Here is a 14,694-nt window from a genome sequence, read left to right as displayed (position 1 = left end):
CAGCTTTTGTCATGAACAGGGGGACCTGCCGTGCGGCGGTCTGTCATCACGGGGCTGTCTGCAGCCCTTGTCCTCACCTCGGCCGGCGTCGGCGGCGCCCTCACGGCCTCGGCCGCGCCGGCGGCTGCACCTGCGGCCCCGGCCGCCACGACCGGCGTCGCGGACGGCACGTTCGTCTCGCTCAAGCCGACCCGCCTGCTCGACACGCGGGGCGCCTCGTTGGGGCGCAAGCTCAACGCGAAGGAGATCTATAACCTCAAGGTCAACGGCCGCGGAGGAGTGCCCTCGTCGGGCGTGCTCGCCGTCGTGCTCAACCTCACGGTCACCGGCCCGACGCAGGCGGGCAACATCGTCGCGTACCCGAAGGGCGCTGCCGTGCCCAACGCGTCGAGCCTCAACTTCGTCGCCGGTGACACCCGCGCGAACCTCGTCACCGTCCCGGTGAGCAGCGACGGCTACGTCAGCATCCGCAACGCAGTCGGCCAGACGCACGTCATCGCCGACGTGCAGGGCTACTACGTCGGCTCGACGACGACGGCGCCGGCCGGCGCCGTCGACTACTTCCCCGACGACCCGTGGCGCGTGCTCGACACGCGCAAGGCGGCCGAGGGCCCGGCTCTCGCAGCGCACACCTACACCGTCCAGTCGATCGACTACGGGGCCGACACGGCCGACATCGCCGCGCTCGCGGTCAACGTCACGGCCGTGCGCCCGGCCACGGCGGGCTTCCTCAACGCCTGGAACGGCGACGAGAACGCGATCCCCAACACCTCCAACCTCAACTTCGCTGCGGGCGCCACGACCTCGAACATGGTGCTCGTCCCCGTCACGCACCGGCTGGACACCGACGGCACGCCGCTCATCGACTTCGCCGTCGGCAACTCGAGCAACGGCACCGTCGATGTCGTCGTCGACGTCGTCGGCGTCTACGCGAAGGGCGACGGCCTGCGCTTCCGCAGCGCCGGCTCACCGAAGCGCATCGTCGACACCCGCACCAGTGTCGGCACGACGAAGCTCGGCCCTGCCACGACGCGCACCGTCACGGCTCCGAGCACCGTCGCCAACGCCAGCACCATCGCACTCGTGACCAACGCGACCGCAGTCGGCCCGACCGTGGCCACCTACCTCACGCTGTGGGAGACGGGCATCACCCGCTCGTCGTCGAGCAACCTCAACCCCGCTGCGGGCCAGACGGTGGCCAACATGGCGATGGTCGGGATCAACGACGTCAACAAGTTCAACATCTACAACAACTCCGGCACGACGAACGTCATCGTCGACGTCGCGGGCCGCTTCGACCTCTCGCCGAACCTGGCGACCGCGCCGACGGCCTTCTCCGGTTCGACCGCCGCTCCCAAGGCGTCGACCGCCCAGGTCGCGCCGCTGCACTGACGCCGTCGTCGCACCTGCCGAGCGGGCACCCCTGACCTCAGGGGTGCCCGTTCGTCATGTCACCGGTCGAGTCGCAGGCGCATCGCTGGCCACGCGGTGCGCGTGAACCCGAGCTGCTCGTAGAGCCCGGAGCCCTCGCCCGTGGCGAAGAGCTCGACCACGTGCGCCTCGGTCTCCTCCCGCAGCCAGCCCAGCACCTCCACGACACAGGCGCGCGCGAGCCCCTGACGCCGCGCCGCGGGCCGGGTCGCGACGTTGTTGACCAGGCCCCACACGCCGTTGGGGTTGACGGGCGAGGGCGTCTCGAAGCGCAGCGCGGCCATCGCTGACGCGACCGCCCGGTCGTCCGGCCCGACGGCGAGCGCCACGCACGTATGCCGTCCGCCGAGCTCGCGCTCGAGCCACGCGTGAGCGGCCTGCCGCCACTGCGGCTCGTCCACGCCGGGCACGCCCATCGAGGCGAACATCAGCGCCCGGAGCTCGACGACGGCGCCAGCATCAGCGGGCGTGGCCCGGCGGATCATCCAGTCCCTCACCGGCCCACTCTCGCAGAGGCCGACCTGCACCCCGCCCACCCCTGTGGTCATGACGACGACGGCGGGTCGCGGACGGCATACCGCCGGGTCACGTCGACGATGCGACGTGACCCGGCGGCATACGGCAGAGCTGGCTCGTGGGGCAGCGTCAGCTGGCGTCCGCGTGGTCCTCGTGCAGGCCGCCACCCTCGCCGCCCGCGGCGACACCGGCCATCACCTTCGCCGGGTCGAGCAGCGGGGCCTTGACGAAGTCACGACGGCTGTAGGTCAGCACGGCGTGCGCGACGGCGTCGCTCATCTCGTCGAGCCCCGTCTGGTTGACGTTCGTGAAGGCGTCGCAGAAGAGGTGGTAGCAGGCGTCGTAGGACTGCCCTGCGGTGCCGCCGTAGACCTTGGCCTCGGCTTCGGTCTTCGTGCCCTCGGCGCCGGTGAAGAGGCCACCGGCGGGGATGCCCTTGGCGATGAAGGGCCCGTAGTCGGACCGGCCGCTGAACGGCGTCTCCGAGCTGGCGAGCCCGACGGCGGCGAAGTAGCGGTGGAAGGCGTCCTCGATGGCTCCGGATCCCGCCGGACCGACAGCCGCACCCGGACCGACCGGGAAGGCGGAGTTGTCGCCGTCGTAGACGAAGCGGACGTAGTTCGGCGAGCCGATCATGTCGAAGTTGAGGTTGAGCGCGATCGTGTCGAGCTGCGCCGGCGTCAGCGAGGCGACGTAGTGGTTCGAGCCGAGCAGGCCGAACTCCTCGGCGCCCCACCAGGCGAAGCGGACCTTGCTCTTCGGGGTGCGCTCCTGCGCGGCGAAGGTCTCGGCGACCTCGAGGATCGTCGCCGACCCGCTGCCGTTGTCGTTGATGCCGGGCCCGCGGGGAACGCTGTCGAGGTGGGCACCGACGACGACGACGTTGTTCGGGTCGCCGCCGGGCGTCTCCGCGATGACGTTGTACGTCGTGCGCGTCTCGTTGACCCGCTCGACCTTGAGGCGCACCGTCGCGTTGATCGAGCCGTTCGTCACGCCACCACGCAGCGAGTCACCGACGGCGAAGCTGGCGCCGACGACGGGAATCGTGACGCCCGGGCTGCTGAGGGTGCCGCTGAGCGCGGCGGTGCGACCCGGCTGGCCCTCGTTCATGATGACCACGCCGATCGCGCCGGCGCCCTGGGCGTTGAGCGCCTTGACGCGGAAGTCGCAGGTGCCGCGCTGGATCAGTGCGATCGCGCCGGCGGGGAAGCCGGCGAAGTCCGCAGCGTTGCACCCCGAGGTGGTCGAGCCTGGGACGGCCGGCGGCGGGACCGAGAGGTTCACGGCATAGAGCAGGCCGGTGACGTCACCGTTGCCGCTGTAGGTCATCGACGCGAAGTCCACACCGTCGACGAAGGTCGCGGGGTTCGGTGAGATGCGCTGGAGCACGGCGGGCGCCACGTCGGCGTTGTACGGGAAGTCGAAGGGCTGGACCGTGACATTCAGACCGGCGGCTTCTGCCTTGCTCTTCACATAGGCCACCGAAGCGTCGAACTTCGGCGTGCCGGAGACGCGGTTGCCCCCGGCGGCGATGGCCTCGAAGGCCTTGAGGTGTTCGTTGATCCCGGCGGTGGTGACCGCCTTGCGGAATCCCTTCGTCAGCGCGATCTCACTCGTGTCGTTGCCGGTCGGCGCTGCCGTGGCCTGGGGCGCGAGCCCCGCGGCGAGCAGTGCGGCAGCCGCGATGGCGGCCCCGGCGGACACGAAGCGGGTGCGTGAGTGCATGCTCCATCTCCCTCTGTCTGACCTGCAGGGCATGACGCCGGCGGTGCTGTGTGAGTTGCTGCAGGCGGTGTGGTGGTGCGGACGTTCCCCCGAGCGTCGTTCGGCTCTCAGAGGCTAGACGCGATGGGCCGCGGGCGCGAGAGATGGAGCTTCCCGACTTGCGCGGGCCACGTGAGCGTCGGAGCGGTCGGCCCGCAAGAGCTGCGGGACGTCAGTGACTCGTCAGTGCTCCCGTTGCGGTGTGCGCCGGGTAGGCGTGGACCACGGCGGTGGTGAGCCTCGGGGTGGTCCGGACGAGCTCGGCCTCGGCCCGGTGGGCCAGGGCGTGCGCATCGATGAGGTCGGTGGTCGCCGCGACGTCGAGCTCGGCCTCGGCGTGCATCGCGTGTCCGATCCAGCGCATCCGAACGCTGCGCACCGCGAGGACTCCGGGCAGGCCGGCGAGGGTGGACTCGGCCGCCTCGACCAGCTCCGGCTCGACCCCGTCCATGAGGCGACGGAAGACGTCGCGGGCCGCCGTGCGCAGCACCATGACGATGGCGAGGGTGATCGCCAGGCCGACCACCGGGTCGGCCCAGGTCCAGCCGACGGCGACCCCGCCGGCACCGACGAGCACGGCCAGTGACGTGAAGCCGTCGGTCCGGGCGTGGTAGCCGTCGGCCACGAGCGCGGCCGACCCGATCGCCCGGCCCTCGCGGATCCGGAAGATCGCCACCGTCTCGTTGCCCATGAAGCCGACGAGGCCGGCGACGGCCACCCACCCGACGTTGTGGATGGGGGCGGGGTGGAGCAGCCGGTCGACGGCCTCCCAGCCCGCGAGCACCGCGGAGAGGGCGATCATCGCGATGACGAAGAGCCCGGCGAGGTCTTCCGCGCGACCGTAGCCGTAGGTGTAGCGCCGGGTGGCGGCGCGGCGGCCGACGACGAAGGCGATCCACAGCGGCACCGCTGTCAGGGCGTCGGAGAAGTTGTGGATGGTGTCCGCCAGCAGGGCCACCGAGCCCGACAGCGCGACGACGACGAGCTGCGCGACGGCGGTGACCCCGAGGACGACGAGGCTGATCTTCACCGCACGGATGCCGCGAGCGCTCGACTCGAGCGCCGGGTCGATGGAGTCGGCGACGTCGTGGGAGTGCGGGGTCAGGGCGTGCCGGATCGTGCCCCACAGCCCGTGTGCGTGTGCGTGGTCGTGATCGTCGTGGTCGTCGTGATCGTCGTGGCGGCCGAGCGAGTGGGCGCTCACCGCACACCGTCAGCGCTGATCGGGGTGACCGACGCGCCAGCGCCTGCCCGGTGGTGCGCGGGGATGCCGTCGGAGGCGTGCTCCGCGTTGTGGATGGCGTCGCGCACGAGGCTCGCGATGTGGTCGTTCTCGACCCGGTAGAAGACGTGCGTCCCTTCCCGTCGCGTCCGCACCATCCGGGCCATCCGCAGCTTCGCCAGGTGCTGTGAGACCGCCGGCGCCGGCTTGTCGAGCGCCTGGGCCAGCTCGCCCACCGACAGCTCGGTGTCACGCAGAGCCCACAGCAACCGGATGCGGGTGCCATCGGCCAGCATGCGGAAGATCTCCACGGCAAGCTCCACCTGCTCGTCGGGAAGCTCTACTGCCTGCATATCTGCATCCATGCGCAGATATTACCAAAGGCAAGCCGTGGGACATCTGACGGGACAGGTCGCGGACGTGGACGAGGCCCGACCACGGGGCCACCGTTGGGTGGTTGACACCTCCGCGAGCAGGCGCATCCCACCTCGACCGCGAGACGGCTCAGGAGGTCGAAGTACCTCTTGGTTGATACTTGCGCCCCCATGCGAGCAACCAACTCGTCACATTCCTGCTGACCAAGGGCACTTCAAGGGTGGCGGCACGCGCGAGGAGAACGTCCAGGTCGACGATGCCAGCATCGAGGAGCGCCATCGAGAAGCGCTTGTCCTTCTCCCGGAACGCGGCCAACTTCGCGCAGACCAGATCGTGCGGGTCCATACACAAAGCGACGGCACCATCCGCGCCGGGACTCTCGTAGCGGACGACACGCTGCTGCCAACACGCGGGCGGGGTTGCCGTCGTGAGGTCGACCCCTTGGGCGTAGTAGCCAAACGTCGCATGGAACTGGGAGTCCTCGCCCATGAACGCGTCGACCCGATCCGACTTGGCGTTGTCCATGTCGTCAAAGAAGGTCACGTCGACCTCTATGGAGGCCTGCGCCTCGTCCGGCAGTTCATCCTCCGAGTATGTGCCGAGGATCGACTGGCTGCCGATGACCAGGATCTCGCGATCGTCGGCGATCTTGGAGGCCGCTCGCAGGACGTGCGCGAACTGTTCGCGCCTCACTGCATCCACGCGTCGTCTTCGGGCGTTGCCATCGGCAGGGCCTGAGCGCCGCTGGGCTCCGCCTGAGTCCAGTGTTGGGCGCCTTGCCGGCTGACCTTGGTCGCGTTCACCTCGTGAGTGAAGTTGTTGATGACCCGCAGTCGCTCGTCCTGCGTCAGCACGTTCGCGAACGGCGAGTTCTGCCGCATTTCCCGCGCGTAGGGCGTCTTGGCGGTCAGCACCTCCACGACCGCTTCCAGGGGCCCGCTCAGTAGGTGCTCCCAGTCGTCGAGCCATCGCTGGGCCTGCCCACGCCGGTGCTGGGTGCGCAACTGGACCAGGTTCTTGCGAGCCTGCGTGAGCACCCGTGCAGGATCGGTGACGAGCTTGCCCGCCACTGCCGTGCCGATCCAGAGGCTTCTGCGCTGGTCACGGCTGAGGCGCTGCGACCCCGAGCGAGCAAGCTCCACGTCGCTTCGTCGGATCCGGCGGTGTCGGCCCACCAAGGCGTACGGGAGCAGGCCCGCGTCACACAGGTTGACCACGTGCTGGCGTGATGTACCGAGCAGGTGCGCGACCTCCCCGGTGCTGAGGAGCTCACCCCCCTGGCCGGTCACCAGGTCGTCCACATGTGCGTTGCGCATGAGATCCATGCTCAGCGACAAACACCAAAAACGCAACAGCGCAGCACAAAAATTGAGTCTTTGGTGTCTAGCGCAAGCCTGCGCAAGGATTCGAAGGTCGCCGTCGGCCATGCGAGCGCGCCGGCTCGCATGGCCCACGTTGCTCAGGATCCCAAACGGATCGACAGCGTCCAGGGCAGCCCGGGCTGTGCCCTCGCCCCGCGGGCGCCTCACCGTCCGTGGGTGATCGGGTCGGCTTGGAGAGTCCACTCACCGGGTGTGACTTGTCCAGTCACACGTCCGGGCAGCGGAGAGGCTGCCAGTGGACATGCCAAGGGCCCCCGATCGTGGCGTTTGCCTGATCAGAGGCCCTTTTCGTGTGGAGCCGCTTGTCGGAATCGAACCGACGACCTATTCATTACGAGTGAATCGCTCTGGCCGACTGAGCTAAAGCGGCGCGTGACGGCCGCGCCAGAGGCACGATCGAGCACGGTGGTTGAGTATACGCACGACCCCAACCGGGAGAAAAATCGCGGTCGCACGGGGTGCTGACGCTCCCCGCCGCGCGCCATGGACAGGGTGGCGACGCCCCGCAGCGGCCCTCAGCAGGACTCGCCGTCGGGGGGCAGCTTGCCCTCGATGAGGTAGCCGTCCACGGCCGAGTCGACGCAGTCGCTGCCGGCGAAGTAGGTGCCGTGGCCGTCGTGGTCGGAGGTCAGCAGGACGCCCGACGCGAGGTCCTTCGCTAGCTGCTTCGTGCCGCCGATCGGGGTGGCGGGGTCGCGCTCGTTGCCGATGACGAGGATCGGCGCGGCCCCGACGGCCAAGGTGGTGCCCTTCGGCGTGCGCCCTGCGGTCGGCCAGGCCTTGCAGTTGTCGAAGAGCTCGCCAGTCATGCGGGCCCACAGCGGGTGCGCCGCCCTGGCCTTGGCGCGGGCTGCCTCGAGGGCCGGGGTCGCCGGGCTGCGGGGCCAGTCGGCGCAGCGGACGGGCAGCATCGCCTGGAGGTAGGTCGAGTCGGCGTACTGCCCCGACGTGTTGCGTTCGACGACCGACATGCCCTTGGCGAGCAGGATGTCGCCCCGGCCGGTGAAGGCCTGGGCGAGCCCCTTGTTGAGCGTCGGCCACGACTGCGACGAGTAGAGGCACATGAAGATCGCGAAGCCGACCCAGCCCTCGCCGATGCGCCGCAGCCCCGGCTTGCTCGTCGTCAGACCGTTCTTCTCGACCGCGTCGAGCAGGGCGACGATCTTGCCGCGCGCAGCCGCCTTGTCGGAGCCGAGAGCGCAGTCGGAGCGCGCGACGCACCAGCCGATGAAGGCATCGATCGAGGACTCGAACCCCTGGATGTCGTAGGTCATCTCCTGCTCGTCGGTCTGGTTCGGCGACATCGCCGAGTCGAGGACCATCCGGCCCACCTTCGCCGGGAAGGTGTCGGCGTAGATCGCCCCGAGGAAGGTGCCGTAGGAGCCCCCGAAGAAGTTGAGCTTCCGGTCGCCGACGAGCACGCGCAGGATGTCCATGTCGCGCGCCACCTCGGTCGTGCTGAGGTGGCCCGCGCGCACACCGCCGCGGTGGGCGCAGTCGGCCGTGATGCGGTCGGACTCCGAGAGCAGGGTCGAGCGCTCGGCGGGGGTGTCGGGCGTGGGGTCGACGCTGAACAGGCGGTCCATGTCGGCGTTGCTGAGGCACCGCACCGGTGAGGACTGACCGATGCCGCGCGGGTCGAAGCCGACGATGTCGTATGCCGCCCGCAGCTCGGGCGTGAACGCGAAGGACGACAGCTGGGCGTACTGCACCCCGGACCCGCCGGGGCCGCCCGGGTTGACGAGCAGGGAGCCGAGGCGCTTGGCGGGGTCGGTGGCTGGCGCCTTGCGGACCGCCAGCGTGAAGCGGTCACCGCTGGGCTTCGCGTAGTCGACCGGCACCTCGACCGTCGCGCACTGGTGGTTGGTGGTGTCGCCGCACGACGTCCACCTCACCCGCTGGGTGTAGAAGGCGGCGAGCGCCGCCGGGTAGTCGGTGTCGGCTGGAGCCGTGGAGGCCGGCCCCGACGGGCCGGTCGCCGTGGGAACGGGGGTGCCCGGCGCCGGGGACGCCGGTGCGCCGGAGCCGGTCTGCGACCACGCGTCACCGGCGACCGGCTCGGACGAGCGGAAGAGCCCCCAGACGGCGAGCAGGGTCGCTGCGAGCAGGGCGATGATGGCGACCGCCGCGACGACCTTGCGCAGCGTCCCGCCCATCAGCCCGTCGGGCCCGGGTCGCTCCGGCGCGCTGGGGCTGCGGTGCGCGAGCTCCGGCGGGAGGGCGGCATACGGGCTCGGCCGCGGCTCGGGGAGGTCCTCGGGGCGGGGTTCGTCGTTCAGCACGTGAGTCCGTCCTTGGGCACGCGGCCCTGCACGTAGTACGCGTCGATGGCGCTGTCGACGCAGTCGTTGCTGCGGCGGTATGCCGTGTGGCCGTCGCCGTCGTAGGAGAGCAGCACCGCGTTGGAGAGCTGGTCCTTGAGCCGCTTGGACCACTCGTAGATCGTCGCGGGGTCGCGCGTCGTGCCGACGACGACGATCGGGCCGCTGCCCTCCGCGCTGATCGTGTGGGGGCCCGAGCCCTCCTTGGCGGGCCAGATGCCGCAGGCTAGTCCGCCCCACGCGAGCGTCGCCCCCCAGGTGGGCGCCACCTTCGTGAACTCCTTGGCGTAGGTCTCGTAGGTCGAGAGGTCGGGGCTGTCGGGACGGTCGAGGCAGTTGACCGCCGGCAGCACCTGCATGATGTTGCTCGAGTAGGTGCCGTTGCGCTCGCGGCCGGCGTAGGCGTTCGCGAAGGCCATCAGCCCGGCGCCGTTGCCGGCCTTCGCCTCACGCAGGGCATCGGTCAAGGCGCCCCACGAGCTCTGGTCGTACATCGCCTGGCCGAGCCCCCACGACGCCCACGACTCGTTCATCTGCGGGACGTTGGGGTCGCCGGTGGGGATGGGGTTGCGGTCGACCTCGGCGAGGAAGCTGCGGATCCATGCCATGCCCTCGTCGACCGAGGACCCGAGCGGGCAGTCGCCCTGCGAGACGCAGTCGGCGACGTAGGTGCGGGTCGCGAGCTCGAAGCCACGCGCCTGGCCTTCGGACAGCTCGGCGTTCGTGAGGTCCGGGGGCACGACCCCGTCGAGGACGAAGCGGCCGACGCGCTTCGGGAAGAGGCCGGCATACGTCGAGCCGAGGAAGGTGCCATAGGACTTGCCGAGGTAGTTGAGCTGGCTGTCACCGAGCGCGGCCCTCAGGACGTCCATGTCCTTCGCCGAGTCGGCCGTGGACAGGTGCGGCAGCAGGGTCGGGTTCTTGGCCTCGCAGCCGTCCGCCAGGGTCTGCGCCTGCGCGAGCAGCTCCTTCTCCTCGGCCGGGTTGTCAGGAGTCTGGTCGGCGCCCATGTAGGCGTCGAGCTGCCGGTCGGAGAGGCACTCGAGCGGGGCGGAGCGGCCGACCCCGCGCGGGTCGAAGCCGACGACGTCGTAGTAGCGACGGACCTGCGTGCCCACGATGGCGTCGGCGGCGGAGGCGTAGTCCATCGCCGAGGCGCCTGGACCGCCGGGGTTGACGACGAGCGAGCCGATGCGGCCCTGCTGGTCCTTGGCGGGCACCCGGAGCACCTTGAGCGTCAGGTCGGTCGACGGGTCGGGCTTGTCGTAGTCGAGCGGCACCCGCAGGTCGGCGCACTCGTCTGCCTCGTTGCACGGCGACCAGGTGAGCTTCTGCGAGTAGTAGCCGTCGAGCCCCGCGGACGGGGCGGCCGTCGCGGGGGGCACGCCGGTCGCGCCGGCCGTCGGCACGGGCGGCTCCGAGCTGGAGCACCCCGCCGTCAGCAGGAGCCCGAGCACCGCGGTCGTCGCGGTGAGGGCTCGGGCGATGGCGGCGAGGGGCGTCGTCATGCGGGAAACGGTAACCCGACAACCTACGCGCGACCGATCTCGCACCGGGGTCGTGACCGAGCTGAGGCCATGGCGGCCGGGTTGCGTGGCGAGCCTCACATGCCGAGGTCGCGGGGCATCCGCAGCTGCAGGGCCATCGCCTCGAGCGCGAGCAGCGGCGGAACGTTGGCGTTGATGCGGTCGCGGGCCTCGGTGATGGCGTCCATCGCACCGAGCAGCTGCTCGGCGGTGAAGACGCTCGCGAGCCCGCGCACCTTGTCCATCGCGTCGGGGTTGACGAGGTCGACGTCGGAGCCGAGGCGCAGCACGAGGGCGTCGCGATAGACCGAGGCGAGGTCGATGAGGGCGCGGTCGACGACATCGCGGCCATGGCGGGTCGCCCGCGTCTTCTGCTCCTTCTCGAGGGCGGCGATCTGCGACCGGATGTGCGGCGGCTGCGTGCGCGCCGTCGGGTCGGCCCCGAGGGTCTCGAGCAGCCGGGCCCGCTCGGCCGCGTCGCGCTCGGTCGCCGAGGCGCTCGACTCCTCGTCGGCGATCTGCGCGAGGTCGGCGGCCGCGCCGATCGCGTCACCGACGCCGACGATCTTCGTCGCCATGGCCACGACGTCGCGCCGGCGGATGCGGGCCTGCTCGTCACGAGCGAGGCGCCGGGCCAGGCCGATGTGCGACTGGGCGGCACGAGCGGCGTGGAGCGCCATCGCCGGGTCGACACCGTCGCGGCGCTGGAGCAGGTCGGCGACCGCCTCGACCGGGGGGGTGCGCAGTCGGACGTGCCGTGAGCGGGAGCGGATCGTGACGATGACGTCCTCGAGGCTGGGCGCGCAGAGCATCCAGACGGTGCGCGGCGTCGGCTCCTCGAGCGCCTTGAGCAGGGCGTCGGCCGGGGCGTCGGTGTAGGAGGTGAGGCGGTCGGCGTCCTCGATGATGATGATGCGCCAGCGCCCGACCGAGGGCCGCAGCGCCGCCTCCTGCACGAGGGCCCGGGCCTCGGCGACCTTGATCGACAGGCCCTCGGTGGCGACGACGTGGACGTCGGCGTGGGTGCCGTCGAGGGCAGTGCGGCACTCGACGCACTCCCCACACCCACCCTGCGGGCACTGGAGCGCCGCAGCGAAGGCCCGGGCGGCCGTCGACCGGCCGCTGCCGGGAGGGCCGGTGAAGAGCCACGCGTGCGTCATCGCGGAGTCGTCGCGCACCGCGCGCGAGAGCGTCTCGACGGTCGGCTCCTGGCCGACGAGGTCACGCCAGACCGTCATGACCCGACTCCCCCAGCGGCGCCGGCTCCCCCTGCGGCCCCGGCTCTCCCGGCTCCCCCTGCGGCCGTCGGCCGCTGGGTCGCCTCGACCTGCTCGACGGCGGCGAGGACGCGGGCGTGGATCTGCTCGACCGGCAGCGACGCGTCGACGACGAGGTAGCGACCGGGGTCCTGCGCGGCGAGGTCGAGGAAGCCTTGGCGCACTGCGGCGTGGAAGGCGTCGGCCTCGGACTCGAGGCGGTCGTGGACGTCGCCACGCCGGGCCCGGCCGACCTCGGGAGAGACATCGAGCACGATGGTGAGGTCAGGCAGCACGCCGCCGACGGCCCAGTGCTGCAGCGCCCTGATCTCGTCGGCGCCGAGGTCACGGCCGGCGCCCTGGTAGGCGATCGAGCTGTCGGTGTAACGGTCGGTGATGACGACCTTGCCGGCGGCGAGCGCCGGAGCGATGAGCTGGTCGACGTGGTGCGCCTTGTCGGCGGCGAAGAGCAGCGCCTCGGCCCGAGCCGACACGTGGTCACCGTGGAGAACGAGCTGGCGGATCTGCGTGCCGAGCGGCGTGCCACCCGGCTGGCGGGTGACGACGACCTCGCGGCCGCGGCCCTCGAGGACCTCGGTGAGCAGGCGCACCTGGGTCGACTTGCCGGCCCCGTCGCCGCCCTCGAAGCAGACGAAGAGCCCGGGCGCGGTCGTGGCGCGCGCCGTCGCCTCCTCGAGCCTCGCAGCGAAGTCCTCGGTCACGCGGCGAGCCTATGCGACCCCGGTGACGCCGACCGACCGCCGCCCACAGACGGCCCGCCGCCGTCGCAGCAACCGCCGGTCAGCGGTGCGTCAGCGGCGCCTCACGAGCTCGTCAGTGACGCCTCAGCGGCGCTTGAGCAGCTCCTCGGCGATCTGGACGGCGTTGAGGGCGGCGCCCTTGCGCAGGTTGTCGCCGACGACGAAGAGCACGAGGCCCTTGCCCTCGGGGGCCGCCTGGTCGGCGCGCACCCGCCCGACGAAGACCTCGTCGCGGCCGGCCGCCTCGAGCGGGTTGGGCACGTCGGTGACGACGACGCCGGGCGCGTTCTTCAGCAGGTCGATGGCCTCCTCCGGCGAGATGTCATCGGCGAACTCGGCGTGGATGGCGAGGCTGTGCCCCGTGAAGACGGGCACGCGCACGCAGGTGCCCGAGACCCGCAGGTCGGGGGCGTGCAGGATCTTGCGCGACTCGTTGCGCAGCTTCTGCTCCTCGTCGGTCTCGAGCGAGCCGTCGTCGACGATAGACCCCGCGAGGGGCACGACGTTGAAGCCGACGGGGACGGCATACAGCTGGGCCTCGGGGACGGCGACCGCGCGCCCGTCGAGCGCGAGACCGGTGGGGTCGCCCGCGGCATACGCGCCGGTGAGCTGGCGGTCGAGCTCCTTGACGCCGGCGCCACCGGAGCCGCTGACGGCCTGGTAGCTCGAGACGTGGAGGCGCACGAGGCCGGCGCGGTCGTGGAGCGGCTTGAGTGCCGGCATCGCGGCCATCGTCGTGCAGTTGGGGTTGGCGACGATGCCCTTGGGGATCGTGTCGAGGTCGGCGGCGTTGACCTCCGAGACGACGAGCGGCACCTCGGGGTCCTTGCGCCAGGCGCTCGAGTTGTCGATGACGGTCGCGCCGGCGGCGGCCACCTTGGGCGCGAGCTCACGGCTCGCGGCGCCGCCGTTGGAGAAGAGCGCGATGTCGATGCCGGAGAAGTCGGCGGTCGCGGAGTCCTCGACCGTGATGTCCTCGCCCTTGAACGGCAGCGTCGTGCCCGCCGACCGCGCTGACGCGAAGAACCGCACCTGCGTGACCGGGAAGGCGCGCTCCTCGAGAAGGGCACGCATGACCCCGCCGACCTGACCCGTTGCTCCGAAGACTCCGACTCGCATGGCCCAAGGCTACGACCGTGCGGGCGGGCCTCCCGTGCGCGTTCACCTTTCGGTCAGCTCCACCCTCCCCGTCCCCGCGGGTCGGTGTACCCGCGCGGGCCAGGGCCCTCGCTGATACATCGACCCGGGGCGTGGGCGGGGGCCCGGCGGCTCACGCGTGCCGGTCGGCGTTCGCGTGGATCGCGTCGCGGACGTATGCCGCGAGCCCGGGTGCGAGGTCCTCGTACGTCTTCGTGAAGCGGGGGTCCGCGACGTACATGTCGGCGAGTCCGCGGTGGACGTCGTACGAGAGGTCGTAGAACCGTCGCTCGATGTGCAGCCGGTGGGCCTCGGCGGCATCCATCGCCGCCTCCCCCGTGGCTGGCTCGCCCGACTCGAGCGCGGCGACGAAGGCCGCGTTGACGTCCTCCATCTCCGCCTTCACCTCGGCCCAGTCGGCGGCGGTGTAGCGGCTCGTGCGCGCGGCCGACTGCTTCCACGCGTCGGTCTCACCCCACCGCTCCTGCGCCTCCTGCTGGTAGTCGTCGTCGAAGCCGTCGCCGAAGAGCTCCTTGAGCTCGGCGGTCGTGGCAGGTCGCTCGTCCATGTCTCTCTCCAGTGCTCGGTCGATGGCCACGACGAGGTCGGTGAGCTCGTCGAGCCGCTGCATGACCGCCTCGCGCTGTCGGCGCAGGTGCACGTCGGGGTCCTCGTCGCCGTCGAGCAGGCGCGCGATCTCGTCGAGCGGGAGCTCGAGCCTGCGGTAGACGACGACCTGCTGCAGACGCCGGAGGTCACCATCGGTGTAGAGGCGGTAGCCGGCGGCCGAGCGCTCGCTCGGCATGAGCAGCCCGATCTCGTCGTAGTGGTGCAGCGTGCGCACCGTCACTCCGAAGACGTCGGCCACCTGCCCCACCGTCCAGGTGGTCATCTCCTGCATCCTTCGCTCCGTGCTGGTCATGACACCGAGGCTGCCGCCTCACGCGGCGTGAGGGTCAAGTCCCTTCCGCCACAAGCCTTTGCCGCCGTATGCCGTCACTCC

Annotated in this window: 13 protein-coding genes and 1 tRNA gene; 1 reads left to right on the top strand and 13 read right to left on the bottom strand. The window is 71.0% G+C overall.

The features are described 5' to 3' along the window. Nucleotides 1-30 precede the first annotated feature (30 nt). Entirely contained in the window at nucleotides 31-1,392 is a 1,362-nt protein-coding gene (locus FHX52_RS22610; RefSeq protein WP_141824571.1) for a hypothetical protein, read from the top strand. Between the two features lie 59 nt (nucleotides 1,393-1,451). Here FHX52_RS22610 and FHX52_RS22605 read toward each other — a convergent pair whose 3' ends face one another. The 13 genes from FHX52_RS22605 to FHX52_RS22545 form a co-directional block, all read right to left on the bottom strand. Further along, nucleotides 1,452-1,979, bottom strand: coding sequence for a GNAT family N-acetyltransferase (locus FHX52_RS22605; protein WP_246070338.1), 528 nt, complete (start codon nucleotides 1,977-1,979; stop codon nucleotides 1,452-1,454). Between the two features lie 97 nt (nucleotides 1,980-2,076). Then, nucleotides 2,077-3,672, bottom strand: a complete 1,596-nt coding sequence (locus FHX52_RS22600) for a M28 family metallopeptidase (protein WP_185747437.1) — start codon at nucleotides 3,670-3,672, stop codon at nucleotides 2,077-2,079. A 211-nt stretch (nucleotides 3,673-3,883) separates the two neighbouring features. Further along, a complete protein-coding gene (locus tag FHX52_RS22595) occupies nucleotides 3,884-4,915 on the bottom strand; it encodes a cation diffusion facilitator family transporter (protein WP_141824569.1) in 1,032 nt (343 codons plus the stop codon). Further along, nucleotides 4,912-5,298, bottom strand: a complete 387-nt coding sequence (locus FHX52_RS22590) for an ArsR/SmtB family transcription factor (RefSeq protein ID WP_185747436.1) — start codon at nucleotides 5,296-5,298, stop codon at nucleotides 4,912-4,914. Before FHX52_RS22590 ends, FHX52_RS22595 begins: the two co-directional genes overlap by 4 nt. 139 nt (nucleotides 5,299-5,437) lie before the next feature. Beyond that, the gene (locus FHX52_RS22585; RefSeq protein WP_221630689.1) at nucleotides 5,438-6,010 is read right to left on the bottom strand and encodes a DUF6036 family nucleotidyltransferase; all 573 of its coding nucleotides are present in this window, start codon (nucleotides 6,008-6,010) and stop codon (nucleotides 5,438-5,440) included. Next, complete coding sequence (locus FHX52_RS22580) at nucleotides 5,998-6,624, bottom strand: helix-turn-helix domain-containing protein (protein ID WP_221630688.1); 627 nt, start codon at nucleotides 6,622-6,624, stop codon at nucleotides 5,998-6,000. Before FHX52_RS22580 ends, FHX52_RS22585 begins: the two co-directional genes overlap by 13 nt. Nucleotides 6,625-6,983: 359 nt before the next feature. Beyond that, nucleotides 6,984-7,060: transfer RNA gene (locus FHX52_RS22575), tRNA-Thr, on the bottom strand. Nucleotides 7,061-7,205: 145 nt separating this feature from the next. Further along, a complete protein-coding gene (locus tag FHX52_RS22570) occupies nucleotides 7,206-8,972 on the bottom strand; it encodes an alpha/beta hydrolase (protein WP_141824568.1) in 1,767 nt (588 codons plus the stop codon). Further along, the gene (locus FHX52_RS22565) at nucleotides 8,966-10,519 is read right to left on the bottom strand and encodes an alpha/beta hydrolase (RefSeq protein ID WP_141824567.1); all 1,554 of its coding nucleotides are present in this window, start codon (nucleotides 10,517-10,519) and stop codon (nucleotides 8,966-8,968) included. The genes FHX52_RS22570 and FHX52_RS22565 overlap by 7 nt, the downstream gene beginning before the upstream one ends. Nucleotides 10,520-10,614: 95 nt before the next feature. Then, nucleotides 10,615-11,775, bottom strand: coding sequence for a DNA polymerase III subunit delta' (locus tag FHX52_RS22560; protein WP_141824566.1), 1,161 nt, complete (start codon nucleotides 11,773-11,775; stop codon nucleotides 10,615-10,617). Beyond that, the gene (tmk, locus tag FHX52_RS22555) at nucleotides 11,772-12,515 is read right to left on the bottom strand and encodes a dTMP kinase (RefSeq protein ID WP_141824565.1); all 744 of its coding nucleotides are present in this window, start codon (nucleotides 12,513-12,515) and stop codon (nucleotides 11,772-11,774) included. The genes FHX52_RS22560 and tmk overlap by 4 nt, the downstream gene beginning before the upstream one ends. A 123-nt stretch (nucleotides 12,516-12,638) precedes the next feature. Next, nucleotides 12,639-13,673, bottom strand: coding sequence for an aspartate-semialdehyde dehydrogenase (locus tag FHX52_RS22550; protein ID WP_141824564.1), 1,035 nt, complete (start codon nucleotides 13,671-13,673; stop codon nucleotides 12,639-12,641). A 151-nt stretch (nucleotides 13,674-13,824) separates the two neighbouring features. Continuing rightward, entirely contained in the window at nucleotides 13,825-14,613 is a 789-nt protein-coding gene (locus FHX52_RS22545; RefSeq protein WP_246070337.1) for a MerR family transcriptional regulator, read from the bottom strand. Nucleotides 14,614-14,694 lie beyond the last annotated feature (81 nt).

The sequence above is a fragment of the Humibacillus xanthopallidus genome, from assembly GCF_006717145.1.
GTDB classification, from domain to species: Bacteria; Actinomycetota; Actinomycetes; order Actinomycetales; family Dermatophilaceae; genus Humibacillus; species Humibacillus xanthopallidus.
The sequence above is the reverse complement of the archived record's forward strand: the minus strand, read 5'-3'. Positions and strand labels throughout refer to the sequence as shown.